At 69.8% G+C, this 25,996-nt stretch carries 23 protein-coding genes and 1 riboswitch; of the genes, 8 read left to right on the top strand and 15 right to left on the bottom strand.

Features of this window, described 5'->3' with window-relative positions; translation table 11 throughout:
• Positions 1-52 precede the first annotated feature (52 nt).
• Both ABZ463_RS24270 and ABZ463_RS24265 read right to left on the bottom strand, forming a co-directional pair.
• Positions 53-451, bottom strand: coding sequence for a cold-shock protein (locus ABZ463_RS24270; protein WP_352014311.1), 399 nt, complete (start codon positions 449-451; stop codon positions 53-55).
• Between the two features lie 90 nt (positions 452-541).
• The gene (locus tag ABZ463_RS24265; protein ID WP_352014312.1) at positions 542-1,171 is read right to left on the bottom strand and encodes an HAD family hydrolase; all 630 of its coding nucleotides are present in this window, start codon (positions 1,169-1,171) and stop codon (positions 542-544) included.
• Between the two features lie 246 nt (positions 1,172-1,417).
• Between ABZ463_RS24265 and ABZ463_RS24260 the strand changes: the two genes are divergently transcribed.
• The 5 genes from ABZ463_RS24260 (at position 1,418) to ABZ463_RS24240 (ending at position 9,302) form a co-directional block, all read left to right on the top strand.
• Positions 1,418-2,047, top strand: coding sequence for a helix-turn-helix domain-containing protein (locus ABZ463_RS24260; protein WP_352014313.1), 630 nt, complete (start codon positions 1,418-1,420; stop codon positions 2,045-2,047).
• Between the two features lie 32 nt (positions 2,048-2,079).
• Positions 2,080-4,461, top strand: coding sequence for a helicase C-terminal domain-containing protein (locus ABZ463_RS24255; RefSeq protein WP_362779214.1), 2,382 nt, complete (start codon positions 2,080-2,082; stop codon positions 4,459-4,461).
• Between the two features lie 70 nt (positions 4,462-4,531).
• Positions 4,532-5,137: a DUF4190 domain-containing protein gene (locus ABZ463_RS24250; RefSeq protein ID WP_362779211.1), complete on the top strand. Its 606-nt coding sequence runs from the start codon at positions 4,532-4,534 to the stop codon at positions 5,135-5,137.
• 120 nt (positions 5,138-5,257) lie between these two features.
• Complete coding sequence (locus ABZ463_RS24245) at positions 5,258-6,904, top strand: DNA repair helicase XPB (protein WP_352014316.1); 1,647 nt, start codon at positions 5,258-5,260, stop codon at positions 6,902-6,904.
• 415 nt (positions 6,905-7,319) lie between these two features.
• A complete protein-coding gene (locus tag ABZ463_RS24240; protein ID WP_352014345.1) occupies positions 7,320-9,302 on the top strand; it encodes an AAA family ATPase in 1,983 nt (660 codons plus the stop codon).
• Between the two features lie 239 nt (positions 9,303-9,541).
• Here ABZ463_RS24240 and groL read toward each other — a convergent pair whose 3' ends face one another.
• From groL to ABZ463_RS24215, 5 genes are all read right to left on the bottom strand, one after another.
• Positions 9,542-11,167: a chaperonin GroEL gene (gene groL, locus ABZ463_RS24235; RefSeq protein ID WP_352014317.1), complete on the bottom strand. Its 1,626-nt coding sequence runs from the start codon at positions 11,165-11,167 to the stop codon at positions 9,542-9,544.
• Between the two features lie 323 nt (positions 11,168-11,490).
• Entirely contained in the window at positions 11,491-11,691 is a 201-nt protein-coding gene (locus ABZ463_RS24230) for a cold-shock protein (RefSeq protein ID WP_113704857.1), read from the bottom strand.
• Positions 11,692-12,081: 390 nt separating this feature from the next.
• Positions 12,082-12,357 (bottom strand): MoaD/ThiS family protein, encoded by a 276-nt coding sequence (locus ABZ463_RS24225; protein WP_352014318.1) that lies wholly within the window; start codon positions 12,355-12,357, stop codon positions 12,082-12,084.
• A 21-nt stretch (positions 12,358-12,378) separates the two neighbouring features.
• On the bottom strand, positions 12,379-13,641 hold the full coding sequence (gene thrC, locus ABZ463_RS24220) for a threonine synthase (RefSeq protein WP_352014319.1): 1,263 nt from the start codon (positions 13,639-13,641) through the stop codon (positions 12,379-12,381).
• Between the two features lie 14 nt (positions 13,642-13,655).
• A riboswitch (SAM riboswitch) is annotated at positions 13,656-13,798 on the bottom strand.
• A 113-nt stretch (positions 13,799-13,911) separates the two neighbouring features.
• Positions 13,912-14,472, bottom strand: coding sequence for an RNA polymerase sigma factor (locus tag ABZ463_RS24215; RefSeq protein ID WP_352014320.1), 561 nt, complete (start codon positions 14,470-14,472; stop codon positions 13,912-13,914).
• Between the two features lie 105 nt (positions 14,473-14,577).
• Here ABZ463_RS24215 and ABZ463_RS24210 point away from each other — a divergent pair, with 105 nt between their 5' ends.
• A complete protein-coding gene (locus ABZ463_RS24210) occupies positions 14,578-16,002 on the top strand; it encodes a trehalose-6-phosphate synthase (protein WP_362779206.1) in 1,425 nt (474 codons plus the stop codon).
• Positions 16,003-16,065: 63 nt separating this feature from the next.
• Complete coding sequence (locus tag ABZ463_RS24205) at positions 16,066-17,217, top strand: MFS transporter (RefSeq protein WP_352014322.1); 1,152 nt, start codon at positions 16,066-16,068, stop codon at positions 17,215-17,217.
• On the opposite strand, the gene ABZ463_RS24200 is transcribed toward ABZ463_RS24205, so the two are convergent.
• The 3 genes from ABZ463_RS24200 to ABZ463_RS24190 form a co-directional block, all read right to left on the bottom strand.
• Positions 17,204-17,782 (bottom strand): hypothetical protein, encoded by a 579-nt coding sequence (locus ABZ463_RS24200; RefSeq protein ID WP_352014323.1) that lies wholly within the window; start codon positions 17,780-17,782, stop codon positions 17,204-17,206. The genes ABZ463_RS24205 and ABZ463_RS24200 overlap by 14 nt on opposite strands.
• Before the next feature lie 35 nt (positions 17,783-17,817).
• Entirely contained in the window at positions 17,818-18,597 is a 780-nt protein-coding gene (otsB, locus tag ABZ463_RS24195) for a trehalose-phosphatase (RefSeq protein ID WP_352014324.1), read from the bottom strand.
• 79 nt (positions 18,598-18,676) lie between these two features.
• Positions 18,677-18,979, bottom strand: coding sequence for a DUF3263 domain-containing protein (locus tag ABZ463_RS24190; protein ID WP_362779199.1), 303 nt, complete (start codon positions 18,977-18,979; stop codon positions 18,677-18,679).
• 111 nt (positions 18,980-19,090) lie between these two features.
• Here ABZ463_RS24190 and ABZ463_RS24185 point away from each other — a divergent pair, with 111 nt between their 5' ends.
• Entirely contained in the window at positions 19,091-19,918 is an 828-nt protein-coding gene (locus ABZ463_RS24185; RefSeq protein ID WP_352014326.1) for an SAM-dependent chlorinase/fluorinase, read from the top strand.
• A gap of 7 nt (positions 19,919-19,925) precedes the next feature.
• On the opposite strand, the gene ABZ463_RS24180 is transcribed toward ABZ463_RS24185, so the two are convergent.
• The 5 genes from ABZ463_RS24180 to ABZ463_RS24160 all read right to left on the bottom strand — a co-directional run bounded on the left by ABZ463_RS24180 (position 19,926) and on the right by ABZ463_RS24160 (position 25,557).
• On the bottom strand, positions 19,926-20,915 hold the full coding sequence (locus ABZ463_RS24180; RefSeq protein WP_352014327.1) for a dipeptide ABC transporter ATP-binding protein: 990 nt from the start codon (positions 20,913-20,915) through the stop codon (positions 19,926-19,928).
• Entirely contained in the window at positions 20,899-21,933 is a 1,035-nt protein-coding gene (locus tag ABZ463_RS24175) for an ABC transporter ATP-binding protein (RefSeq protein ID WP_352014328.1), read from the bottom strand. Before ABZ463_RS24175 ends, ABZ463_RS24180 begins: the two co-directional genes overlap by 17 nt.
• 7 nt (positions 21,934-21,940) lie before the next feature.
• A complete protein-coding gene (locus ABZ463_RS24170) occupies positions 21,941-22,891 on the bottom strand; it encodes an ABC transporter permease (RefSeq protein WP_352014329.1) in 951 nt (316 codons plus the stop codon).
• On the bottom strand, positions 22,884-23,822 hold the full coding sequence (locus ABZ463_RS24165) for an ABC transporter permease (protein WP_352014330.1): 939 nt from the start codon (positions 23,820-23,822) through the stop codon (positions 22,884-22,886). Before ABZ463_RS24165 ends, ABZ463_RS24170 begins: the two co-directional genes overlap by 8 nt.
• Positions 23,823-23,931: 109 nt before the next feature.
• Positions 23,932-25,557 carry an ABC transporter substrate-binding protein gene (locus tag ABZ463_RS24160; RefSeq protein ID WP_362779192.1) on the bottom strand — a complete coding sequence of 542 codons (1,626 nt, stop codon included), beginning with the start codon at positions 25,555-25,557 and terminating at the stop codon, positions 23,932-23,934.
• Positions 25,558-25,996: the final 439 nt, after the last annotated feature.

Here is a 25,996-nt window from a genome sequence, read left to right as displayed (position 1 = left end):
GAGGCGGTTCTCACGCGGGGAGAGGCGGGCGGATCAGGCCGTCGGGAGGCGGTCAGTCCTCCAGGTCGTCGGCCACGGCGCGCAGCACCGCGGCGATCTTCTTCGCGTGCACGGGCTCGGGGTGCTTGCCCTTCTGGTAGGACATCGACACCGAGTCCAGCAGCTTGATCAGGTCTTCCACGATGACCACCATCTCGTCGGGCTTCTTGCGCTTGCCCTTGGGCTTGGCGGTCTTGGCGAGAGTCGGGGGCTGGTCGATCACACGCACCGAGAGCGCCTGTTGTCCACGGCGCCCCTCGGCCACGCCGAACTCGACCTTCTGTCCCGGCTTGAGGGATTCCACGCCACCGGGGAGCGCGGAAGAATGCACGAACACCTCACCGCCGTCGTCGCGGGTGAGGAAGCCGAAACCCTTGTCGGCGTCGTACCACTTGACCTTGCCACTCGGCACAGGGGTGACCTCGTTCAGACTGTCGTGAAAAGGAATGGATGTAGGTTATGCCCAGCGCGGGCTGGGAGCGACCGTGTATTCAGCCCTGAATTACACGAATACGGTTGGGCTGCGCCAACCGCCGTACCACTCGGCGAACTCGGTCAGATCGGCGAGCACCACATCCGCCCCGTGGCCGCGTAGTTCCTCCACCGGATGGTGCCCGGTCGCGACCCCGACGCTGAACGCCCCGCCCGCCTTCGCCGCCTCGATGTCGGCCACGTGGTCCCCCACGTACGCGGCGGCGCCGAAGGCCACCAGCGCGGGCCCCTTCGCGGGGCCGAAGACCGATCCGGCGACCTCGTCGACGTCGAGTCCCAGGGCTCTGACCGTCCGCTGGGCGTCCGGGAGGTTCTTGCCCGTCACCACGATGACCCTGCCGCCCGCGCGCCGTACGGCCTCGACGGCCTGGGCGGCTCCGGGCATCGGGGTGGTCACCGGGACGGCGATCGAGGGGTAGAGCGCCCGGTAGAGCGCGACGGCCTCGGGGATGCGTTCGGCGGGCAGCCAGTTGGCCAGCTCCCACTCCAGGGGCGGCCCGAGCCTGGAGACCACGACGGCGCTGTCGATGGGCACCCCGACGCGCGACGCCAGTTCGTCGTAGACCGCGGCGATGCCCGCGCGTGTGTCGGCCAGTGTCATGTCCAGGTCGAACCCGACCGCGTCCATCGCCCCGCCCACGCCCTTTCCTCTCCCGCCCGCGAAAACCCCGCGAAGCCTCACAGAGCTCCCACAGAGCCCCATGGAGCCCACGAAACCCTCGTGAGAGCTCTCACGAAAAGGCCTTCTCCTGCCGAAGGCCCTCGCGGAAAGACCCTATGGAGTCCTCCGTGCGGCGCTCCCGGCAGGATGCCAAATCCCCGCCCGGCAGAACCCACACTTCGTATTTTCGCTGGATAGGGTCGCGGTGGAGGTGTCTGCACAGAGATGACCAGATCGACGCGTGAGCGCATCCTCGAAGAGGCCCTGCGCCTGTTCGCTGAGCGAGGCTACGCGGCGACCTCGGTGGCCGAGATCGAGTCAGCCGCGGGGCTGTCCCCCGGCGCGGGCGGGCTCTACCGGCACTTCAGGTCCAAGTACGAGGTGCTGGCCGCCTCGGTGAACGAACGTGTCGTGCGGGTCGAGGCCAGGGTCGCCGCGATGGGCGCCGCCGACCCCGCGGCCCCCGTCACGGAACGGCTGACGGGCCTGTGCGAGGCGGGGCTGGCCGTGATCCGTGAGGAGGACGAGCTGGTCCGCGTCTTCTTCCGCGACCTCGGGCGCTTCCCCGAGCTGGTCGAGGTCGTGCGGGCGAGGCTGCTGCAGCCGATGTTCGACGCGATCGGCTCCTGGCTGTGCGCCCAGCCCGAGTACGCCGGGGCCGGCCTCGACCGGTCCTCCGTCGGCGCGGTGCTCGGCGGCTCCCTCGTCCACTGTCTCCTCTTCGAGGAGACCGTCGGCGAACCCCCCGGCCGGGCGGAACGCGAGCGTTTCGTCACCTCCTGGGTGTCCCTCGCACTCGGCCTGCTGCCCGTGGCCCAAGGATGTCCACGTGAACCCGAACTTTCCCAAACCTAGCTTTGTCGGTCAGGGCTCCTACCATTGACGGAATGAGCACGGAGTTCACCGAGTGGCTGCGCGACCGGAGCGACGAGCAGCTGCGGGCGCTGGTCACGGTGCGCCCCGAACTCATCACGCCGGTCCCCGCCCACGTCGAGGGCCTGGCGGGGCGGGCGAGCAGTCCCTCCGCCGTCGGGCGCGTGCTCGACCGGCTCGACCGGTTCACGCTCTCGGTCGTCGAGACGCTCGTCGTGCTGCCCTCCCCGGCCGACCAGCGGGCGCTGCGCGAGCAGATGGCCCGCGCGCTGCCCGAGGGGGTCACCGCCACGGCGCTGCGGGCCGCCCTGAAGGAGACGGTCGAGCGGCTGCGGACCCTCGCCCTGGTGTACGGCCCGCAGAACGCCCTGCTGCCCGCCCCCGGGGTGCGGGAGATCCTGGAGACACCCGCCGGGCTCGGCCCGCCCGCGGTCGAGGCGTTCAGGCACCATCCCGCCGAGCGGCTGGCCGAGCTGATCCGGGACGCCGGTGGTGAGAGCGGCGACACCAGGCAGGCCCTGGCCGAGCTGCTCGGTGACCGTGAGGTCGTCGCGCGGCTCGTCGAGGGCGTCTCGCCGCAGGCCAGGTCCGCGCTCAACGAGCTGGCCTGGGGGCCGCCGAGCGGCCGGGTGCCCAACGCCCGCAGGCAGGTGCGCGCCGCGAACGCCCACTCCCCGATCGAGGAGCTGCTCTCCCGCGCGCTGCTGGCCGCCACCGGCGACGAGAGCGTCACCCTGCCCCGCGAGGTGGGCCTGTTCCTGCGCGGCGGCCGGATACACCGTGACCTCTCACCCGTCCCGCCCCCGCTCGACGGCGCAGGCCGTGACCAGGCGCTGGTCGACCGCACCGCGGCGGGGCAGGCCTTCACCTTCGTGCGGGCGGTCGAGGAGCTGTGCGAGCGCTGGAGCGCCGACCCGCCCGGCGTGCTGCGCGGCGGAGGGCTGGCCGTACGCGACCTGAAGCGGACCTCCGGCCTTCTCGACCTGCCCGAGTGGGCGACGGGGCTGGTCATCGAGGTGGCCCACACGGTCGGGCTGATCGCCGCGAGCGGCTCGGTCGACGGTGACTGGCTGCCGACCCCGCTCTACGACGCCTGGCGGATCAAGAGCACCGAGGACCGCTGGGTGGCGCTGGCGTCCGGCTGGCTGTCCACGGACCGGGTTCCCGGGGTAATCGGCGAGCGTGACGAGCGTGACCGGCTGCTCAACGCCCTCCACCCCGACCTGCGGCGTTCCTCGGCCCCCGAGGTGCGCGCGACCACGCTCGGCCTGCTCGCCGCAGCGGGCCCCGGGGTCGCGCCCGGCCTTGAGTCGGTGCTCGGGCGTCTGACGTGGGAGCAGCCGCGCCGTCGCGGCGGCAGGCGCGACCAGCTGGTCGAGTTCACGCTGCGTGAGGCGGAGCAGATCGGGGTGACCGGTCTCGGTGCGCTCGCGGGCCACGGCCGCGCCCTGCTGTCCTGCGGCGGCCGTTCCGGGGCGGTCGCCCTGGCCCTGGCGCCGTTGCTGCCCGAGCCGCTCGACCACGTGCTCCTGCAGGCCGACCTGACCGCCGTGGCGCCCGGTCCCCTCACCGGTGACCTGAGGCGCTGGCTGGCGCTGGCCGCCGACGTCGAGTCGACCGGCGGCGCGACGGTCTACCGGTTCTGCGAGCAGTCCATCAGGCGGGCTCTCGACGCCGGGCAGGGCGCCGACGAGATGCTGTCCATGCTGGAGCGCCACTCGACGACGCCCGTGCCGCAGCCCCTGAGTTACCTGGTCACCGACGTGGCCCGCAGGCACGGCCGCATGCGCGTCGGTACGGCAAGCGCGTACATCAGGTGTGACGACTCCTCCCTGCTCGACGAGGTGATGGCCGACCGGCGGGCCGTCCCGCTGCGGCTGCGCAGGCTCGCCCCCACCGTGATCGCCTCCAAGACCTCGCGGGGGACGCTGGTCGACTCGCTGCGCGCGATGGGATACGCCCCGGCCGCCGAGTCGCTCGACGGTGACGTGATCATCGCGCAGCTCGACGTCCGCAGGACCGAGGGGCAGCCCCTCCCGCGTCAGGTCGTCACGTTCACCGGCCCGGAGGCCGAGGTCGTCGCGGCGGCCGTACGGGCGGTCAGGGCGGGTGACGCGGCGCACCTGGCCCGCAGGGCGCCCGTCGACGCCCCGACCGGGCAGGTCCCGCGCTCCCCGGCGACCGCGACGATCAACGCCCTGCGGGAGGCCATCCGGCAGGGGTCCCAGGTCTGGATCGGCTATCTCGACTCCCAGGGCAACGCGACCAGCAGGATTCTCGAACCCGCCCGGATGGAGGGGGGTTACCTCACCGCCTACGACGAGACCCGGGCGGCGGTGCACCGCTTCGCCCTGCACCGCATCACCGGGATCACCGGGATCTCCGACGTCGAGTGAACGCCCGGATTTCCGGGTTTCCCCTACGGTGGGATCGTTGGCGCACGAAAGAAGGAAGTGAGAGGCTCCCGTGAGCAGTGGTCCCCCCGAAGGCCCCAGCGCGAACCCCGACGACTGGAAGAGCCCCTACAGCACCGGCCCCGGGCAGACCCCCGGCTACGACGCCCCCACGTACAACCAGCCTCCCGCCTACGGCCAGCCTCCCGCGTACGGCCTGCAGAACACCCAGCCGAGCCAGGGGTCGGGTCAGCAGCAGCCCTCCTACGACCAGGGCTACGGCCAGCAGCCCGGCTACGACCAGGGCTACGGGCAGGGCTACGGCCAGCCCGGCTACGGCCCCGTCCAGGGTTACGGCGAGTCGCCGTACGGGCAGTACCCCCCGGCCTACGGCCCCGGCCCCTACCCGGGTCCCCCGCAGAACGTCGACGGCGTCAGGACGCACGCGATCATCGCGCTGGTCGTCGGCATCCTCATGGGCCTGACCTGCTACGTCAGCATCGGCGGCATCACCGGAGCCGTCCTGGCCGGCGTCGCGCTCGGCAAGGTCGAGCGCGACCCCCAGGGGGCGAAGGGACTGCTCAAATGGACCTGGATCAGCATCGGCATCAACGTCGGGCTGGTCGTTCTGGGGGTCGGCGCCATCATCCTCGCCGGAGTGAACGGCGCCTTCGACTGAACCCTCCGGGATTGTCCCGGGCCTCGGCGCCGTTGGACATACGAGGTCGGGGAGGCGGTGGGCGAGTTCCCCGGGGGAGTGCGACCATGGGCTCGCCCGCCGTACAACGAGGGAGAAGCCGTGAGTGACGGACCGCTGATCGTCCAGTCGGACAAGACCCTGCTGCTTGAGGTCGACCACGACAGGGCCGACGAGTGCCGCAAGGCGATCGCGCCGTTCGCCGAGCTCGAACGCGCCCCCGAGCACGTGCACACCTACCGGGTGACCCCGCTGGCGCTGTGGAACGCGCGGGCGGCCGGGCACGACGCCGAGCAGGTCGTCGACGCGCTGATCGGCTACAGCCGCTACCCGGTGCCGCACGCCCTGCTGGTGGACATCGCCGAGACCATGGCGAGGTACGGCAGGCTCAGGCTCGACAAGCACCCCGTCCACGGGCTCGTCCTGACCAGCACCGACAGGGCCGTCCTTGAGGAGGTCCTGCGCTCAAGGAAGATCCAGCCGCTGCTCGGTGAGCGCATCGACGCCGACGCCGTCGCGGTCCACCCGAGTGAGCGCGGCAACATCAAGCAGCATCTGCTCAAGCTGGGCTGGCCCGCCGAGGACCTCGCCGGATACGTGGACGGCGAGCACCACCCGATCACGCTTCGGGAGGACGGCTGGCTGCTGCGCGACTACCAGCGGGAGGCCGCGCAGGCGTTCTGGCACGGCGGTTCCGGCGTGGTCGTGCTCCCCTGCGGCGCGGGCAAGACGATCGTGGGCGCGGCGGCGATGGCCCACGCGAAGGCGACGACGCTGATCCTGGTGACCAACACCGTCTCGGCCCACCAGTGGAAGCAGGAGCTGATCAGGCGGACCTCGCTGACCGAGGACGAGATCGGCGAGTACACCGGGACGAAGAAGGAGATCCGCCCGGTCACCATCGCCACCTACCAGGTGATGACGACCCGCAGGCAGGGGGTTTACCGCCATCTGGAGCTGTTCGACGCCCGTGACTGGGGTCTGATCGTCTACGACGAGGTTCACCTGCTGCCCGCCCCGATCTTCCGGATGACCGCGGATCTGCAGGCCAGGCGGCGGGTCGGGCTGACCGCGACGCTCGTGCGCGAGGACGGCAGGGAGGGCGACGTGTTCTCCCTGATCGGCCCCAAGCGCTACGACGCGCCGTGGAAGGAGATGGAGAACCAGGGCTGGATCGCCCCGGCCGACTGCGTCGAGGTGCGGGTCACCCTGAGCGACGAGGAACGGCTCGCCTACGCGATGGCCGAGGCCGAGGAGCGCTACCGGTTCTGCGCGACCACCCCGTCGAAGACCCGGGTGACCGAGGCGCTCGTCCGGCGCCATCCCGACGAGCAGGTGCTGATCATCGGTCAGTACATCGACCAGCTCGACGAGCTCGGCGAGCACCTGGGCGCTCCGGTGATCAAGGGGGAGACCAAGGTCAAGGAGCGGGAGCGGCTGTTCCAGGCGTTCCGCGACCGGGAGATCCAGGTGCTGGTCGTCTCCAAGGTGGCGAACTTCTCCATCGACCTGCCCGAGGCGGCGGTGGCCGTACAGGTGTCGGGAACCTTCGGGTCACGGCAGGAGGAGGCCCAGCGGCTTGGCCGGGTGCTGCGCCCGAAGGCCGACGGTGGCGGGGCACGGTTCTACTCCGTGGTCAGCCGTGACACGGTGGACCAGGACTTCGCCGCGCACCGGCAGCGTTTCCTGGCTGAACAGGGATACGCCTACCAGATCATCGACGCTGACGACGTGCTCGCTGACGACTAGCGTTCCCATGGCGAACACGCCGTCGTTCGTGTCAGGTCCACGAGATTCCGCAGGCTTTCTCCAAAGCGACCACCCCCTCGCTAGGCCTCGACGGCCACTGGCGACATACCCCCATGATCTGCGCGCGTCACTGGATTTTCCCGCCTTTTTAGCGATTTGGACGCACAAACACGGACGGTGGTAACGCGCTCACGCAAGGGATGCGGCCGTTAATCGGTTTGAGCCGTCGAAGCGCGTCGCTAGGCTGGTGGATTCGCTGCCTGATGGCCACCACCGCTTACCGAACAGGAGGCGCTTTCCCGTGTCCGGACATCCATTGTCCCCCGACATATCCCTGGACCCCCTCACAGAGCCCACAGACCTCACAGAATCCTCGGGGTCCTCAGGGTCCGCGGAACCCACGGACCCCGACGAGATCCTCGCCGCCGAGCGCGAGCACCTGGCCCTCTCCCGGACCGCCCTGCGCGCCATGCGCGAGCACGCCCAGTCCCTGTCCTCCGACGCCGCGGGCGACTGGGTGTCCCAGCAGATCCTCCAGGCGCTGCTCGACCAGCGGGTCGCGGCGCTGGCCGACCACGCGGGCACCCCGCTGTTCTTCGGCCGCCTGGACCGCGCGACGGACGACGACCTGCCCGCGACCGTCCACGTCGGCCGCAGGCACGTCCACGACGACCGCAGCCGCCCCCTGGTCATCGACTGGCGGGCGCCGATCTCCCGTGCGTTCTACCAGGCCAGCCCGGCCGAGCCGATGGGCGTCAGACGCCGCCGCAGGTTCGGCTACCACGGCGGGGAGCTGACCGCCTACGAGGACGAACGTCTGGACCAGGGCGACTCCCCCGGCGGCGGCGCCGGACACAGCAGGATCCTCACCGAGGAGATCGAACGGCCCCGCTCGGGGCCGATGCGCGACATCGTCGCGACCATCCAGCCCGACCAGGACGAGATCGTCCGCTCCGAACTGGGCACGACCGTGTGCGTCCAGGGGGCGCCGGGCACCGGCAAGACCGCGGTCGGCCTGCACCGGGCCGCCTACCTGCTCTTCACCCACCGGGAACGGCTGGCCAGGTCCGGTGTGATGATCGTCGGCCCCAACCGGGCCTTCCTGTCCTACATCTCCTCGGTGCTTCCTGCGCTCGGCGAGGTCAAGGTCGACCAGACCACCGTCGCCGACATCCTGGGCGACCACGCGACGCCCGAGGACCCCGCGGTCAGCGCGATCAAGGGCGACGCCCGGATGGTGCCCGTGCTCAACCGCGCGTTGTGGGCGTACATCGTCAAGCCGACCGAGGGCGTGCTGTTCACCAAGGGGGTCAACCGCTACCGGGTTGCCGACTACGAGGTCCGCGAGATCGTCGCCTCCCTGCGCGGCACCACCCGCTACGCCCCGGGCCGCGCGGCCCTGGCCCAGCGGCTGGCCCACGCGGTCCTCGTCCGGATGGAACAGCGCGGCGAGTCCCCCGACGACCGGGTGCAGGACGCCGTCGCCAGGTCCAAGCCGGTCAAGCAGCTGGTGGACACGGTGTGGCCGAAGGTGACCCCGCAGCAGGTCCTCCACCGGCTGTTCAGCGACCCCGCCTTCCTCGCCGACTCGGCCAGGGACGACCTGACCGCCGAGGAACAGGCCGTGCTGCTGTGGGCCAAGCCGTCGAAGACCTTCCGCTCCGCGAAGTGGTCGGCCGCCGACGGGGCGTTGATGGACGAGCTCGGCGACATGATCGAGCGGACCGCCCCGCTGGGTCACCTGGTCGTCGACGAGGCCCAGGACCTGTCGGCCATGCAGTTGCGGGCGCTGGGACGGCGGTGCCGTACGGGGTCGGCAACGGTCCTGGGTGACCTCGCGCAGGGCACGACCCCCTGGTCGGCCCGCTCGTGGAAGGAGGTCCTGGCCCACCTGGGGTTCGAGGAGGGCGTGGTCACCGAACTGACCCTCGGCTTCCGCGTTCCCCGTGAGGTCCTCGACTACGCGGCCAGGCTGCTGCCCTCCGTCGCCCCCGACCTCGCCCCGCCCCGCTCGCTGCGACCCGGCGTCGGCTCCCTCACCGTACGGCCCGCCGCGGACCTGGCCGCGTCCCTGAGGGAGGTGGTGGGCGAGACGCTCTCCCGCGAGGGCTCGATCGGCGTGATCGCCCCCGACGCCGCGGTGGCCGAGGTCTCCGCCATCCTGGAGGCCGTGGAGCACCGGGTGCTGAGCCAGGACGCGACCGAGGAGCACCGGCTCCTGGTGATCCCCGCGAGCCTGGCCAAGGGCCTGGAGTACGACCACGTCATCGTGGTCGAACCCGCCGACATCGTGGCCGCGGAACCACGCGGCCTCGCCCGTCTCTACGTGGTTCTGACCAGGGCGGTGACCTCGCTGACCGTCCTGCACACCGGCGACCTGCCCGCCCAGCTCCGCTGACCGGTTCCCCCGGCGTGCCGTGAAAGTCCGTCCGGCCGAAAAGGCCACCCCTCCCGAAGGCCCTGGCGGCCGGAAACGTCCGGTCTCCGAACGCGGCGGCCGTGAAACGCACGCCCGGCCCGGGTAAAACACCTGGCCGACCGGAAAGGCCCGCCTTACGGGCCGGTGAGAAATCGGGTGGAAAACAAAAAGGGGCGACCCCGACACCTCGGGGTCGCCTCTTTTGGGAAAGCTCCGGACTAGAAGTCCATGTCGCCGCCGCCGGGAACGGCGGGAGCGGCACCGGCCTTCTCGGGCTTCTCGGCGATGACGGCCTCGGTCGTCAGGAACAGCGCCGCGATCGAGGCGGCGTTCTGCAGCGCCGAACGGGTCACCTTCGCCGGGTCGATGATGCCCGACTCGAACAGGTTGACGTACTCGCCCGTGGCGGCGTTCAGGCCCTCGCCGGGGGTCAGGTTGCGCACCTTCTCCACCACGACGCCGCCCTCAAGGCCGGCGTTGACCGCGATCTGCTTCAGCGGCTCCTCAAGAGCCTTGCGCACGATCGCCGCACCGGTGGCCTCGTCCCCGGCCAGCTCGAGCTTGTCGAACGCCTTGGCGCCGGCCTGCAGCAGCGCCACGCCACCGCCGGGCACGATGCCCTCCTCGACGGCCGCCTTGGCGTTACGCACGGCGTCCTCGATGCGGTGCTTGCGCTCCTTGAGCTCGACCTCGGTCGCCGCACCGGCCTTGATGACCGCCACGCCACCGGCCAGCTTGGCCAGGCGCTCCTGCAGCTTCTCGCGGTCGTAGTCGGAGTCGGTGTTGTCGATCTCGGCACGGATCTGGTTGACCCGGCCCGCGATCTGCTCGGCGTCACCGGCACCGTCGACGATCGTCGTCTCGTCCTTGGTGACGATGACCTGACGAGCGCGGCCGAGCTGGTCGAGCGTGGTGGACTCCAGCTTCAGACCGAGGTCCTCGCTGATGACCTGGGCACCGGTCAGGATGCCGATGTCGCCCAGCATGGCCTTGCGGCGGTCGCCGAAGCCCGGAGCCTTGACGGCGACCGAGCGGAACAGGCCGCGGATCTTGTTGACGACCAGGGTCGCCAGCGCCTCGCCCTCGATGTCCTCGGCGATGATCAGCAGCGGCTTGCCGGCCTGCACGACCTTGTCGAGGACCGGGAGCAGGTCCTTGTTCGCGGAGATCTTGGAGTTGACGACGAGGACGTAGGGGTCGTCGAGGACGGCCTCCATGCGCTCCGGGTCGGTCACGAAGTAGGGCGAGATGTAACCCTTGTCGAAGCGCATGCCCTCGGTGAGCTCAAGCTCAAGGCCGAAGGTGTTGCTCTCCTCGACGGTGATGACGCCTTCCTTGCCGACCTTGTCCATCGCCTCGGCGATCATCTCGCCGATCTGCGGGTCACCCGCGGAGATGGAGGCCGTGGAGGCGATCTGCGCCTTCGTCTCCACGTCCTTGGCCAGCTTGGAGAGCTCCTCGGAGACACGCTCGACGGCGGCCTCGATGCCCTTCTTCAGGGACATGGGGTTGGCGCCCGCGGCTACGTTGCGCAGGCCCTCGCGGACCAGCGCCTGAGCAAGCACGGTGGCCGTGGTGGTGCCGTCACCCGCGACATCGTCGGTCTTCTTGGCGACTTCCTTTACGAGCTCGGCCCCGATCTTCTCCCACGGGTCCTCAAGCTCGATCTCCTTGGCGATGGAGACACCGTCGTTGGTGATCGTGGGGGCGCCCCACTTCTTCTCCAGCACGACGTTGCGGCCCTTGGGGCCGAGGGTCACCTTGACAGCGTCCGCGAGCTGGTTCATGCCACGCTCGAGACCGCGCCTGGCGTCCTCGTCAAACGAGATCATCTTGGCTGCCATACGGCTAGACCTCCCAAACACAGGGTGGCTTGCACCAGACCGAGGCGACGCCCGCGACGGCATACGGGCCCGCGACTCCGTTCGGCGGGCCCCATCGTCTCGATCCAGGTTTGGCACTCTCCAATGAGGAGTGCTAACCACTGTTTAGCACTCTCCCCCGACGAGTGCAAGCCAAGGACCTTTGACCTGAGTGTCAGCTTAGGCGAAGGCCCGGCCCGCCGATGGGAGCGACGAGCCGGGCCGACATGCCGAGGGCGATCCGCGCGAACTGCGCTGCCGCGGGATGCGCCAGCGGGTTCCCGACGAGCTGACGGAGGACGAGATCAGACCGTCCGGACCGATTCCGCCTGAGGTCCCTTCTGTCCCTGCGTGATCTCGAACTCGACCCTCTGGCCCTGTTCGAGCGCACGGTAGCCATCCATCATGATCGCGGAGTAATGGACGAAAACATCCTTACCACCGTCTACCGCGATGAAGCCGTAGCCCTTGTCCGCGTTGAACCATTTGACGGTGCCTTGCGCCACTTCCGACTCCTCTTACTGGGCTTGAGGACGTCGCCCATTCCTCTCGCGAGGTCCTCAATCTCCGAGGCGGAGACATCGCCTACGTCGATCGCCCTCGACCATACCTGTGAGAGCCCGTGGGGCAACAGAGTCAACCAGCAAACTACCGCTTTACGGACGCATTCAACACGCCAACATAGTTTTGCTATCACTACTAGTTAGTTAAATATTACATTATGTCTTCGCGCAAAAATGTGAGCTTGCATCACAAAAGACGACACCCGCACGCGGCCAGGCCGGTGCGGGTGTCGTGAGGGTGTTCTAGGGGCGCCGTTCCATGACAGTGGACGACATCGGGCCCCAGGAGGCCGCCCAGGGCCCGCCCAGGGCCCCGCGCGGCCTCCGCCGGGATCAGCCTCCGGCGACCGCCGGAATGATGGAGACCTGAACGCCGGACGGCGTCACCGTGTCGAGGTTGTCGGCGAAACGGACATCCTCATCACCGACATAGACGTTCACAAAACGGCGAATCTTGCCCGATTCATCGAGAATACGGGCACCGATCCCGGGGAAGTCGGCGTCGAGCTTCTGCAGAACCTCACGCAGGGTCCCGCCCTCGCCGTTCACCTCGGCCGCGCCGCCGGTGTACGTACGGAGAATCGTCGGAATCCGTACAGAAACACTCATAATTCAGTACCTTTCAGAGCTCTAGGCGACGACAGCGCGGAACGCGTCGAGTGAGGGCCGGATGACAGCGGTGGGACGTGCCTGGTCAGCGACCGCGTCAAGGGTCTTCAGGCCGTCACCTGTGTTGAGGACCACGGTCTCCGCGTCAGGGTCGAGCCGACCCGACTCGACCAGCTTGCGCAGCACCCCGACGGTGACACCGCCCGCCGTCTCGGCGAAGATGCCCTCCGTCCTGGCGAGCAGGCGGATGGCGTCCACGATCTCGGGGTCGGTGACGTCCTCGACCCCGCCGCCGGTGCGCCTGGCGATGTCGAGCACGTAGGGCCCGTCAGCCGGGTTGCCGATGGCCAGCGACTTGGCGATCGTGTCGGGCTTGACGGGGCGGATCACGTCGTGGCCCGCCTTGTAGGCCGCGGAGACCGGGGAGCACCCCTCGGCCTGGGCGCCGAAGATCTTGTACGGCGTGTCCTCGACGAGACCGAGGGCGATCAGCTCCTTGAACGCCTTGTCGATCTTCGTGAGCTGGGAGCCGGAGGCGACCGGGATGACGATCTGGTCGGGGATCCGCCAGCCGAGCTGCTCGGCGATCTCGTAGGCCAGGGTCTTGGAGCCCTCGGCGTAGTAGGGCCTGAGGTTGACGTTGACGAAGCCCCACTTGTCGCCGAGCTCGTCACCGATGAGCTCGGAACAGAAGCGGTTGACGTCGTCGTAGGTGCCGTCGATGCCGATCAGCTTGCCGCCGTACACGGAGGCCATGACGATCTTGCCCTGTTCGAGGTCGGCGGGGATGAACACGCAGGCGTCGAGCCCGGTCCTGGCGGCGGCGGAGGTCACCGCGCCCGCCAGGTTGCCGGTCGAGGAGCAGGACAGGGTGTGGAAGCCGAAGTTCCTGGCCGCCTCGACGGCGATGGCGACCACGCGGTCCTTGAAGGAGTGCGTGGGGTTGCCCGAGTCGTCCTTCACGTGCAGCGAGCGCAGGCCCAGCTCACGCGCCAGGTTGTCGGCCTTGACGAGCCTGGTCCAGCCGGGCTCGGTGTTGGGCTTGGAGGCGACGTCCGCCGGGACGGGCAGGAGGGAGCGGTAGCGCCAGATGTTGGCCGGCCCCTGCGAGATCTGTTCCCGGGTGACGTTCCCGAAGTCGTAGGCGATCTCAAGGGGCCCGAAACACTCGATACAGGCGAAGCTGGGACCGAGGTCGTAGCGGGCACCACACTCACGACAGGAGAGAGCGACGGCGGGACCGAAGTCAAGAGCGGTGGTGGTTGCGGTGTTCGCGAGCGCCATGAAGCGAGGCCTTTCCCTCATCTTCGTCTGCGACCACCCTGGTCACAGACCGGAATTGGCACCTGTCCCGGTCGACCCCTCGCCAGATCGCGAGTCTTGAACCGGGAGGGTTGCCGGGGCTTCGCAGGGCCGGTCCCTCCACCCCTCTGGATGAGCAATGTTCAGTTGTGGACCTGACATGCAGGTCTCAAGCACTCTACCTCGCCTTGTGCCCCTCCTGACCAGTTGTCTCACCAAACGAGATGAAGTGTGTCATTAACCGGACAAACCTCAGAAGCCGTAGGCGTCGCCGAGCGCTCCCTGGACGTACTTGCGGGCCTGGTGGATGCGCGACTTGGCGGTGCCGAGGGGGATGCCGAGCTGCTCGGCGACCTCGTTGTAGTCGAGCTGGCAGATGTCGCGCAGCACCAGCGCCTGGGCCAGGTCGGGCTTGTCCGCCTCAAGGGCCTCCATCGCGTCGAGCAGGTCGAGGCGGGAGCCCGCGATCACACTCACCCTGGCGACGTCGGGCTTGTTGTGCAGCGGCAACTCCTCCGAGCTCTGCTCGGCGGAACGCCGTTTGAGCGAGCGGTAGGTGGTGCGCGCGCAGTTGGCGGTCACGATGTGCAGCCACGTGCTGAACCGCGCCCGCCCCTCGAACCTGGCGATGTTGCGGGCCACGGCGAGCAGGGTGTCCTGACAGGCCTCCTCGGCGTCCTGCCGGTAGGGGAGGATCCGCCCGCAGTGCCGTAGCACCTCGGGCTCGATCCGCTTCAGCAGTTCGCCCAGTGCCCGGTGGTCGCCTCCGGCGGCCGCACGGGCAAGTTCCTCGGTCGTCTCGTCCAGCGCCATCACGGGTTCCCATCAACGGTCACGGTCGCTCGACATCCTATGGTCGCCGGTTATCGTTTGGTTAACCTTCGGGACAAGCCACGTCCTCCCGGGCGAGGAGGTCAGATGAGTGGGATTTTGGTGGCCTCGAACCGCGGCCCGGTCTCCTTCACCATGTCGGAGGGCGGCGCGCTGAGCATGCGCAGGGGCGGCGGCGGCCTGGTCTCCGGCCTGTCCGAGGTGTCCAAGGAGCTCGACGTCCTGTGGGTCTGCGCCGCCCTGTCCGACGGCGACCGCGGTGCCGTACGGCTCGCTCCCGGGGGGCGGCTCGACCAGGCGGGATACGAGACCGGGGCGCTGCGGATGCTCGACATCCCCCCGGCGACCTTCCAGCGGGCCTACAACGCGGTCGCCAACTCGACCCTGTGGTTCGTCCACCACCTGCTCTACGACACCCCGAACAGGCCGCACTTCGACGCCAGGTTCGGCAGGGAGTGGGAGTCCTACCAGGCCTACAACGAGGCGTTCGCGATGGCGCTGGCCGAGGAGGCCTCGCACGGCGCCAAGGTCATGGTGCAGGACTACCACCTGGCCCTGGTCCCGGCGATGCTCAGGAGCGAACGGCCCGACCTGCGCGTCTCCCACTTCTCCCACACGCCCTGGGCCCCTCCCGAGTACTTCGGCCTGCTGCCCGACGAGGTCGCCGCCGAGTTGCTTGAGGGCATCCTGGGCGCCGACCAGGCGGGTTTCCTGACCGACCGCTGGGCCGGGGCCTTCATGGACTGCTGCGAGAGCGTCCTGGACGCGCGGGTCGAGCGCGCGGGCCGTACGGTGACCCACGCGGGCCGGACCACCCGGATCGGCGTGCACGGCCTGGGTGTGGACGGCCGGGCGCTGTGGGAACGCGCCCGCGAGCCCGACGTCGAGTCCCACATGGCCGCCCTGCGCGAGCTGGTCGGCGACCGCAGGCTGATCGTGCGCATCGACAGGACCGAGCTGTCGAAGAACATCGTCAGGGGCCTGATCGCCTACCGGGAGTTCCTCGCGGCGCACCCCGAGTGGCACGGCAGGGTCGTGCACCTGGCCTTCGCCTACCCCTCCCGCCACGACCTGCCCGAATACCGTGAGTACACCGCGGCGGTGCAGCGTTGCGCCTCGGAGATCGAGGACGAGTACGCCACCGAGGACTGGGATCCGCTGATCCTCAACGTCCAGGACGACTATCCCCGGTCGCTGGCCGCCTACCGGCTGGCCGACGTGATGCTGGTCAACCCGATCCGCGACGGGATGAACCTGGTGGCCAAGGAGGGGCCGGTGCTGTCCCCGAACAGCGCTCTGGTCCTGTCGCGCGAGGCGGGGGCCGCGGCCGAGCTAGGCGCGGACGCGCTGCTGGTGAACCCCTACGACGTCTCGGCCACGGCGCGGGCCATCCACGAGGGCCTCGTCATGCCCGAGCACGAGCGCGCCGTCCGGGGGGACAGGCTGGCCCGTCTGGCGACCGCCCTTCCCCCGCAGCGCTGGTTCGCTGACCAGCTCGCCGCACTCGGCTGAGATTTTGCCCTGATATGAGATAGTTCAGGGGACTTCGCGCTTCATTGACGTTCGGGGGAACCCGTGACCGCCAGGCTCACCCGTGACCGTCCGACCTGGCTCGTCTACCTGCAGCTCGGTGTCTTCGCCACCTACCTGTACGGCCTCAGCGCCGCCCTGCCCATGCTCCGCGCCGAACTGGGCCTCTCGCAGACGGTCGCCGGGCTGCACGGCACCATGATGGCCGTCGGCGGCGTCCTGACCGGCCTCGCGCTGCCCCGGCTGACCCGCCGCCTCGGCACGCGCGTCACCGTCTGGACGGGCCTGACCGGGATGAACGTGGGGGTGCTGCTGGTCGTCCTCGGCCACACACCGCAGGTCACGCTCCTCGCGTACTGCCTGGCGGGCGGGATGGGCTCGATCAGTCTCTACACGAGCATGTCCGTCCTCGGCCGGCACCACGGTCCCGCGGGGCCGTCGGCGATCAGTGAGGCCAACGCGGTCGGCGGGACCATCGGCCTGTTCGCCCCGTTCGTCGTCAGTCTCGCGGCGCAGAGCGCGCTCGGCTGGCGGACGGCGCTGCTGCTCACCCCGCTGCTGACCGTGCTGCTCGCGCTCGCCATGGGCCGCGTGTGGGTTCCCACGCCCGCCCGGGAGGAGCAGGCGGCGCCCTCCGGGAGCGCGGGTTCCCCGGGGCTCGGCATGCGCTTCCACCTGGCGGGGGCGGTGCTGTTCTGCTGCGTCGGGCTTGAGTTCTCGTTCAACCTCTGGGCGGCCAAGCTGGTCAGCGACAACACGGGCCTGTCCGCGGCGGTCGCGGCGAGCGCGCTGACCGCCTTCACCGCCGGGCTGGCGCTCGGGCGCTTCGGCGGGGCCAGGCTGGCGTTGCGGATCCCGCCCTCCTCACTGCTCATCGGCGCACTGGGGCTCACCTTCGTCGGCTGGCTGCTGTTCTGGACGAGTACGGCCCCGCCGGCGGCCTACGCGGGGCTGCTCGTCTCAGGAGTGGGGGTCTCGCTGCACTTCCCGCTCGCGCTCTCACGGGTGCTGACGGCCACGGCCGGACGTCCCGAGCGGGCGACGGGCGTCGCCTCCCTCTATTCGAGTTCGGCGACAGGTGTCGGGCCCTTCCTGCTGGGAGCGCTCGCCGACGTGTCCGGCACCCAGCAGGCCTTCCTCATGGTGCCCGTGATGATCGTGCTGGCCGTCGGCGGCATTCTGGTCAGCTCCAGGTAGCCGCCGCGAGCACCGACGCCAGGCGCGGGTTGTCCCACACGTCCACGACGAGGATCTTCGAGGTGGGCAGGAACCACTCACGCTGGTGGAAGGTCCCGGTCCGCTTGCTGCCGTTGTAGCTGTAGCACTCGCCGCGCCAGCCCTTGAAGGCGGCCTTGTGCCCGCGTCCCACCTGCCGCAGCCCCGAGGCGTACGCGTTGCCGAACGTCTGGCCGCTCTTGGCGTCGAACGGGCAGCGCTGCACATCGGTGGCGGGGTAGTACGGCTGGTCCCCCCGGTAGGCGGAGAACAGCTCACGCCCGTACTTGATCTGCTTGGGGCCGAAGACCCAGAACGCCTCACAGTTCGGGGTGAAATACGCCGAGTGCGGCTTCGCGCACCTTCCCGTGACCACCTTGACGCCGTCGGCGCCGCCGTATACCCGCCAGCCCGAGGGAAGCTTGAGGGTCATGCCGCGGAAGGTGAGGGTTCCCGAGGCCTGCGCGGTCGAGGCCGAGGCCGCCTGGGGAACGGTGAACAGGGTGGCGCCGGCGAGCACGGCGGCGGCGAAGGCGAGTTTTCTCATGCCGGGGACGTTAACCGTCCCCACTTGTCGGTCACTTAACGTTCAATGGCATCGGCGATCGACGCCAGCAGGTCCATCACCCCCTCCGGGCCGTCCACGACGATGTCGGCCTGGGCGGCGACCTCCGCGCTCGCCTCGGCCGAACCGCTGAACACCGTCACGCCGGGCAGCCCCGAGGCCCGTACGGCGGCGAAGGCCGCCAAATCCCCCAGGTCGTCACCGGCGAACAGCACCGAGCGCGCCCCGCGTTCGGCGAGGAAGGCACCGAGCGCCGCCCCCTTGTCCGTCCCCGGAGGCCGCAGCTCCAGCACGAACTTGCCCGGCTCGACCGCCAGCCCCACCTCGGCCGCGAGCTTGGCGACCGGGTCGCGCAGCGCCTCAAGCGTGGCCTGCGGTTCGGCGGTCCCCCGGGTGTGCACGGCGACCGAGCGCTCCTTGTCCTCGAACCTGGCGCCCGCGACGCCCTCGATCAGCCGGGGCAGCTCGGCCCTGGCCCTGTCCAGGCCGGGGTGGACGGGCGGGGCGGTGAGCGTGCCCGCCTCCCAGCGTTCGAGACCGTAGTGGCCGAGCACGACCACCCCGGGCACCTCGGCCAGCGAGCCGTACTCGACGGCCGTCGCGGCGGGACGGCCCGTCACGACCGCCACGGCGCGGACCCGTCCGCCCAGCCTGGCCAGCAGCTCCGGGCCGCGCGGGTGGATCCTGGCCGCGTCGGGGTCGGGCACGATCGGGGAGAGCGTGCCGTCGAAGTCGAGGCCGATCACCGCTCCGGCGGGGTCGGCCAGGATCGCGCGCAGTCCTTCGGGGGTCTCCATGGGGTGTTCTCCCGCTCGTCGTCAGGCCAGGATCGTACGGCGCGGCGTCAGGCGCGCATGACCGGCTCTACCCCGGACGTCAGGGACGTAGTCCCCGTCTCCTGGCCGCACGCTCGCGTCTGCGCGTCTCGCGGAGCCTGCGCAGGCGCTTGATCAGCATCGGGTCGTGGGCGAGCGCCTCCGGCCGGTCGATCAGCTCGGCGAGCAGCTGGTAGTAGCGGGTCGCCGAGATGCCGAAGGCCTCCCGCACCGCCTGCTCCTTGGCCCCGGGACGGCGCCACCAGCGGCGCTCGAAGGCCAGCAGTTCCCGTTCCTTCTCGGTGAGGGGCCTGGGAGCGTTCTCCGGTCCCGTCCCCTCGCCGGGAGGTGGCACATCGTCCATCGCTGTCGCCTCCCGTCGCGCCCCCGCAGGCCGTACGGCTCCGCGCGATGCCAGGATAGTCGGGAATTTCCTGCTGTTCATGGCCGGTTCGGAGACGTACAGTCACCAGATGTGACTCCAGTGATCACCCTTCTCACCGACTACGGGCTGGCGGACGGCTACGTCGCCGCCTGCCACGGTGTGATCGTCCTGACGGCGCCGCAGGCCCGGATCATCGACGTGTGCCACCTGGTCCCCACCGGAGACGTACGGCGCGCCGCGGCGATCCTGGCCCAGACGATCCCCCATCTCCCGCCCGGCGTCCACGTCGCCGCGGTGAGCCCGGTCGGCGCCTCGCGCAGAGCCGTGGCGATCGAGGCCGGCGAACACGTCTTCCTCGGCCCCGACAACGGGGTGCTCTCGTGGGCGGTCTCCGCCGCGGGCGGGGCGCGGACGGCCTACGAGCTCACCAACGAGGACCTGTTCAGGAAGCCGGTCTCTCCGACCTTCCACGGCCGTGACGTCTTCGCCCCCGTGGCGGCGCGGGTGGCGACCGGACTGCCCCTCGCGGAGCTGGGACCGCCGATCCCGCCGGAGCGGCTGGTCGCGCTGCGCGCGCCGACGTCGCTGGTGCGTGACGACGAGGTCGAGGGCGAGGTCCTCTCTGTCGACGGCCACGGCAACGTCCAGCTGTCGGTCAGCGCGGCCGACCTGGCGGTCGTGGGCGTACGGCCCGGCGGCTCCCTGGTGGTCTGGCTGGGCAGGAGGCACGCCGCCGTGCCGTTCAGGGAGACCTTCGCCGCGGTGTCTCCCGGCGAGCTGGTCGCCTTCACCGACTCGGCGGGGCTGGTCGCGCTCGCGGTCAACGCCGGGGACGCCTCCCAGCGGCTCGCGCTGCCGCCGGGCGCGCACGTGCGCCTGTCCTCGGGCCCCCGCCGTGCCCCTCTCGAATCCCTCTGAGGAGGGGTCAGACGAAGTGGCAGGCGACGGCGTGCCCGGTGCTGAACCGCGCCTGCAGCGGCGGCTCCTGCTCCGCGCACACGTCCCTGGCCTTCCAGCACCGGGTGCGGAAGCGGCAGCCCGACGGCGGGTTCGCGGGTGAGGGCGGGTCGCCCTGCAGGACGATCCGCCCCCGTGTCTCGCGGCCCCGGGGGTCGGGCACCGGCACCGCCGACAGCAGCGCCTGGGTGTAGGGGTGGGCCGGCCGCTCGCAGACGTCGGCCTCCGCGCCGAGTTCGACCAGTTTGCCGAGATACATCACGCCGATCCGGTCGGAGACGTGACGGACGACCGACAGGTCGTGGGCGATGAAGACGTAGGCCAGGCCGAACTCGTCCTGCAACCGTTCGAGCAGGTTGACGACCTGGGCCTGGATCGAGACGTCGAGTGCGGAGACCGGCTCGTCACAGATGATGATCTCCGGCCTGAGCGCCAGCCCCCTGGCGATGCCGACGCGCTGCCGCTGACCGCCGGAGAACTGGTGCGGGTAGCGGTCCACGTGGTCGGGGTTGAGACCGACCACCTCAAGCAGTTCCTGCACCATGCGGCGCCGCTCACGCTTGGGGACGACCTTCCTGTGGACCTCGTACGGCTCTCCCACGATGTCGCCGACGGTCATCCTGGGGTTGAGCGAGGTGTAGGGGTCCTGCATGACCATCTGGATGTTGCGGCGGACCTGCCTGAGCTCGGAGCCCCTGGCCCGGGTGATCTCGCGTCCGTTGATCCGCACCGAGCCCGAGGTCGGCCTCTCCAGGGCCATCAGGAGCCTGGCCAGGGTGGACTTGCCGCAGCCCGACTCACCGACGATGCCGAGCGTCTCGCCGCGCCTGAGCGTGAAGGACACCCCGTCGACCGCCCTGATCTCCCCGATCCGCCGCCGCATGACGACGCCCTGGTACATCGGGAAGTGCTTGACCAGGCCGCCGACCTCCAGGATCGGTTCACCCGTGGCTGCCATCGAGGACCTCTCTCCAGTAGTGGCAGGCGCTGTCGCGTGTCGGCCCGATCCGGTAGCGCGGCGGCGCGTCGGTGACGCAGTTGTCCTGACGGTAGGAGCACCGGGGGTGGAAGGCGCAGCCGGAGGGCATGGCCAGCGGGTCCGGCGGGGTGCCCTCGATCGCCGGCAACGCCCTGCCCTTGCGGGCGAGGCGGGGGATCGACTCCAGCAGGCCTCTGGTGTAGGGGTGCGCGGGCGCCTGGTAGACCTCGTGCACGGGAGCGGTCTCGACGACGCGACCGCCGTACATGACGACGATCCTGTCGGCGGTGTCGGCGACCACGCCGAGGTCGTGGGTGATCAGGATCATCGCCATGCCGCTCTCCCGCCGCAGTTCGGCCAGCAGGTCCATGATCTGGGCCTGGACCGTCACGTCGAGCGCCGTGGTCGGCTCGTCGGCGATGAGCAGTTCGGGACCGAGCGCGATCGCCATCGCGATCATGATGCGCTGGCGCATGCCTCCGGAGAACTGGTGCGGGTAGTCGTGCACCCGCTGCGCGGCGGCGGGGATGCGGACCCGGTCCATCAGTTCGACGGCCCTGCGCTCCGACTCCCGCCACGACACGCCCTCGTGCACCCGGAACATCTCCCCGATCTGCGCGCCCACGGTGAAGACCGGGTTCAGCGCGGACAGGGCGTCCTGGAAGACCATCGCGATCCGCCGCCCCCTGATCCTGGCCCGGTCGTCCTCCCGCAGCGCGAGCAGGTCGGTGCCGTGGAAACGGATCGTTCCGGCCGGGACACGGACGGACGGCGTGTCGAGAAGCCCCATGATCGCGTGCGCGGTGACCGACTTGCCCGAGCCCGACTCACCGAGTACGGCGAGCGTCTCCCCCGCATCGATCCGGTAGCTGACGCCGTTGACCGCCTTGACCACGCCCTGCCTGGTGACGAACTCCACCTGCAGGCCGTCCACGGTCAGCAGCGCCTCCCCGCCGGGGACGTGCCCGTCCCGCTCGGCCGTCGAGGACCTCCACACGGCTTCCCTACCTCAGTTTCGGATCGAGGGCGTCGCGTACGGCGTCGCCCAGCATGACGAAGGCCAGCACGGTCAGGCTCAGGAACAGCGCCGGGAACAGCAACGGCTCCGGGGCCTCAAGGAAGCGCCTCCTGGCGTCGGAGATCATGAGCCCCCAGGAGATGTCGGGCGACTGGAGCCCGACCCCGATGAAGGAGAGCCCGGCCTCGGCCGCGACGAACGTCCCGAGGTTGATCGTGGCGACCACGATCACGGGGGCGATCGCGTTGGGCATGATGTGACGGAACATGATCCGTCCCGCGGAGGCGCCGAGCGCCCGCGCGGCGAGCACGTACTCCTGCCCCTTCACCGTGATCACCGCCGCCCGGGTGATGCGGAACGTCATCGGCCAGGCCAGTACGGCCAGCGCCAGGACGACCGTCCAGACGCTTCCCGTGCGGAAGACCGACAGGATGAGCAGGGCGCCGAGGACCGAGGGGATCGCGAAGAAGATCTCGGTGACCCGGGACAGCAGGGCGTCGAGCGCCCCTCCCGCGAACCCGGCCAGCAGGCCGAGCAGGCCGCCGACCAGCGCGGTCAGGGCCGCGGTCGTCGCGCCGATCACCACCGAGTTGCGGGCGCCGTACACACTGCGGGCGTAGACGTCGCAGCCCTGGTTGTCGGTGCCGAACCAGTGCAGGTCGCCCACCCCCTGCCTGGCGTCCGACAGGTGACAGGTCGCGGCGTTGTGCGGGTCGATCGAGGTGAACAGCCAGGGGAAGGCCGCCATCAGGAGGAAGACGGCGATGACGAAGGCCGCGCCGACGAACATCGGCCGCCGCCGCAGGTCCTGCCAGGCGTCGCTCCACAGGCTCGCGGGCTTGGACGGCCCGCCCGCCGGCCCCGTGGGTGTGTCCCTGGCGTGCCTGCCGCCGGTTGACCCGCCTCGCCCCCGGCGCCCGGCCGCGGTCTCACTCATAGCGGATCCTCGGGTCGAGCACGGCGTAGAGCAGGTCGACGACCAGGTTCGCCAGGACGTAGACCAGCACCAGGAGCGTCACCACGCCCACGACGACGGGCTGTTCGCGCAGGGAGACCGAGGTGAACAGCTGCTGACCGATGCCGGGCAGGTTGAAGACCGTCTCGGTGATCACCGCGCCGCCCATCAGCGTGCCGAAGTCGGCGCCGAGATAGGTGATCAGCGGGATCAGCGCGTTGCGCAGCGCGTGCCTGCCGACGACCCGGCGCCGGGGCAGCCCCTTGGCGGTCGCGGTGCGGATGTAGTCGGCGCGCAGCGTCTCCACGAGGCTGGTCCTGGTGAGCCTGGTCAGGTAGGCGATCGAGGTCCCGGCGAGCACGAGGCCGGGCAGCAGGTAGCCGCGCCACCCCTCGGCCAGGCCCGCGACGGGGAAGAGGTCGAGCCCGGCCTGCTTGAGCCTGACGCCCAGCAGCAGTTGCAGCACGAAGCCGGTGACCAGGGGCGGGATGGAGATCAGTATCAGCGTGGCGGCCAGGACCAGCGAGTCCTGCGCCCTGCCGTGGCGCAGCGCGGCGTACAGGCCGAGGCCCACCCCGGCGAGCGCCTCCATGACCAGGGCCGTCATCGCCAGGTTGGCGGTCACCTGGAACCGGCCCGCCAGGATGTCGGAGACCGATCCGCCGGAGACCGTGACGCCCAGGTCGCCGTGGAACAGGCCGGTGAGGTAGTGCCAGTACTGCAGCAGGAACGGGTCGTCCAGGTGGTACCTCTCCCGCAGGACGGCGGCGATGTGCGGGTCCATCCGCTTGTCCCCGGCGAGCACCTCCACGGGGTCACCGGGCAGCGCGAAGACCACGGCGTAGACGAGCAGGGTCGCGCCAAGCAGGACAGGGATCGCCTGGACCAGGCGCCTGATGATGTAGCGGCCCATTCAGCCTCCGGTACGTACCACGTCGGGGACGCCTTCCCGGCCGGTCGCTCACACGGCGCCGGGACCCGTCAGGGCCGCTCCCGGCGCCGGGGAACGGCCCCGCCCTCTCTCAGCCGACCTTCTCGATCTTGTTCCACTCGACCAGGTTGATCAGGTTGATCTTCAGTCCCCTGATGCGCTGGGAGTAGGCCGCGTTGGTGCGGTAGTAGAAGATCGGGATGTACGGCAGTTCCCTGACCAGGATGTCGTCGGCCTGCTGGTAGTACCTCAGGCCGTCCTTCAGCGAGGTCGCGCCGTCGCCCTGGGTCAGCAGGTCGTCGAACTCCTTGTTCGACCAGCCCGCGTAGTTGGAACCGGTCTTGATGGCGTTGGTGGAGAAGACCGGGGTCAGGTAGTTCTCGACCGAGGGGTAGTCGATGAACCAGCCCATCCGGAACATGCCGCCGTAGTCCTTCTTGACCAGGCCGTCGAGGAGGATGGCAAACTTCTCGAACGTCTTGACCTTGACCTCGACGTCGAGGTTGGCGCGGAGGTTGTTGGCGATGGCCTCGATCCACTCCTTGTGCGCGCCGTCGGTGTTGTAACCCAGCTCGATCAGCTTGGGGCCGTTGTTCTCCTCGTACTGGATCTTGGCCCTGGCGGGGTCGTAGGTGCAGGCCGCGCAGATGCCGGGGCGGTAGCCGTCCAGGAGGGGGTTGATGAAGTCGTCGGCCGGGGAGCGCGTCCCGGCGAAGACCGTCTCGGTGATCGTCTTGCGGTCGATCGCCATCGAGATGGCCTCGCGGACCTTGATGTTGGAGTAGGTGCTGTTGAACTGCAGCGGGAAGCCGATGTAGCCGATACCGGCGTCCGCCTGGTCGATGTAGCGCTCACCCAGCTCGGCCTTGGCGCTGGCGATCGCCGCGGGCGGCAGCGCGTCGTGGATGTCCAGCCCGCCGGAGCGCAGGTCGTTGAAGGCCGTCTCCGAGTCCGTGTAGATCTTGAACTGGAGCTTGTCGAACTTGGGCTTCGTACCGGGGAAGCTGTCGTAGCGGGTCAGGTCGATCGTCTGGTCGACGCCCTTGTTGTACGGCCGGTCCATCTTGAAGTAGCCCTGGCCGATCGGCTGCTTGGCGTAGGTCTCGGTGACCTTGCCCGTGCCGTCGAAGGCCGCCTTGGGCAGCGGGTAGAAGGCGACGTAGCCGAGCATCGTCTTGAACTGGGAGAACGGCTTGCTCAGCGTGACCTGGAGGGTGTGCTCGTCAAGGGCCTTGAGGCCCCGCATCGCCTTGACGGTGACCGGCTTGCCCTCCGGCGGGTTCAGGTCCTCCCAGCCCTCGATGCGGCTGAAGAAGCTGTTGGCGCCCTGGGCGTTGTCGCGGTTGGCGGCGTAGTTCCACGCGTCGACGTAGTTCTCGGCGATCAGCGGTTCGCCGTTGTGCCAGGTGTAGCCCGACTTGAGCACGATCTTCCAGACCCGGCTGTCGCTGGTCTTGATGGAGTCGGCGACGTTGTTGACGACCTGCTTGTCGTCGTTGTAGCTCACCAGCGGGGCGAAGACCGCGCCGAGCACCTCGGCGCCCTCGGTCTCGATGGTGTCGCCCGGGTAGAACGGTTTCTGTGGCTCGGCGATCCGCATACGTACCGGCGGATCGCCCGCCGCCGTGTCCGTCGCCCCCTGTCCGCCACACGCGGCCAGGCCGAGAGTGAGCAGCGCGATACCAGCGATGACCTGTGCGCCCTTAGTAACGCGCATTACGGTGTTTCCTCCCTTTGCAGGCGGCGCCGCCGCGAGCTACCGAAGCCCGCGCGACCGGCGGAGGATCTCGTGCCCTCCGCTCCCGCCGTCCCGGCTGACGCGCCGACGTCACACCGGTCGGACGCGACTATCCCGTACCGCTCCACACCGAGTTGTCTCTGTGATGTTGCAGTTCGGTCACGTACACGCCCGGCGGATGCCGTACGGCCGCCAACTGGCCCAGCCCAACTTCACAGCAGGATATAAAGCCGACATAGAGTCATATGCGATACGGGAAGGGTCACGCAAAAATACCCTCGCGTCCAGGATGCTCGCGTTCATCGCCCACGGGTGGGCCGCGGCTGGGCTAACGTTGGCGAGGTCGCGGGGGGTTCGAGGCTCCGGCGGCGAACCGCACAATTGCCCTGGAACCTCTTTCTCGGAGATCCCGTCCAAT

The organism is Streptosporangium sp. NPDC020145 (assembly GCF_040631275.1).
Classification (GTDB): domain Bacteria; phylum Actinomycetota; class Actinomycetes; order Streptosporangiales; family Streptosporangiaceae; genus Streptosporangium.
The sequence above is the reverse complement of the archived record's forward strand: the minus strand, read 5'-3'. Positions and strand labels throughout refer to the sequence as shown.